This window comes from uncultured Leptotrichia sp., from assembly GCF_938036635.1.
Taxonomy (GTDB): Bacteria; Fusobacteriota; Fusobacteriia; order Fusobacteriales; family Leptotrichiaceae; genus Leptotrichia; species Leptotrichia hongkongensis.
Window position 1 is genome coordinate 1 of sequence record NZ_CALHQO010000493.1, and the last position, 1,248, is coordinate 1,248.

1 protein-coding gene is annotated in these 1,248 nt (G+C 32.0%); it reads right to left on the minus strand.

What is annotated here, in order from left to right; translation table 11 throughout:
- Positions 1-102: 102 nt before the first annotated feature.
- Positions 103-1,191 (minus strand): ACP S-malonyltransferase, encoded by a 1,089-nt coding sequence (gene fabD, locus Q0370_RS09960; RefSeq protein WP_299575232.1) that lies wholly within the window; start codon positions 1,189-1,191, stop codon positions 103-105.
- Positions 1,192-1,248: the final 57 nt, after the last annotated feature.

Here is a 1,248-nt window from a genome sequence, read left to right on the forward strand (position 1 = left end):
ACAATATATAGTTGCCTTTGTCCTCGATACAAAGAATTTAATTAGTAAATTTTAGCAAAATCTTAGCAACAAAAGAGAGTGATTTCTCACTCCCTCTTGCATCTACTTCCATATGATGTTTTGAACTATACTACCTTCACAAATAATCGACTCAACATACTTTTCCATAAGTTCTCGTGTAAGCTCATTATCTGTTACTACTTCTGTTTCGTTAGAAGATAGTTTTATCTTTTCTTCCAGCCTGTCAATTTCCTTGTCTATCTGGTTTTTACTTTCTACAAACTTAACTTTCGTCATTTTACCAAGTTTATATTTTTCAAAATCAGATTCAATTTCTTTATTAATTTTCTTAATTAGTCCTGCCAATACTTTTCCAGGTCCGATTTCATAAATTTTTGTAACTCCATTTTCAGCCAGTTTATTTATTGTGTCTACCCATTTTACTGGTCCGAATGTTTGACTGTACAGTTCATTTTGAATTTCATCAGCAGAATTTAAAATATTTGCTGTGGTATTCGCAATAATCGGAGTCGCTGGATTATTCCAAGTGTAGTTTTCAAATTCTTTTTTCAAAATTTCTGCAACAGGTTTCATTAATGATGAATGAAAAGGTCCTGAAACTGCTAGAGGCAATGCTCTTCTTGCTCCTTTTTCCTTAAACAGTTCAAGATTTTTTTCAATTACTTCTTTCTCTCCAGCGATAACTGTCTGTTTTGGCTCATTATAGTTTACTGCCTCCACAATTCCATCAATTTCACCACATATGTTTTCTACATCTTCTGCACTAAGTCCCAATATTGCAGCCATCCCACCGTCAATATTGGCACCGCTCATTATTTCCCCTCTTTTTGAAATCAATTTTAATGTATCAGTTTCATTTAAAACTCCAGCCGCATATAAGGAACTGTATTCTCCCAAACTATGTCCAGCCACAAAATCAGCATTTATACCTTTTTCTTTCAATAATTTTGTTAAAACAACTGAAAATAGTGCAATTGCAGGCTGTGCATATTTTGTATTTTTTAGCTCCTCATCTGTTCCCTCAAAAATAACTCTTTTTACATCTTCATTATTTTTAAAAATCTCATCAATTAATTTTTTATTATCATCGTTCACTTCATCATACAACTTTTTTCCCATCCCAGCATACTGAGTCCCTTGTCCTGGGAATACAAAAGCAATTTTTGACATAAAGTTCTCCTCTTATTTTCATATTTTTTATAATAAAATTATTCATTTTAATTTTAC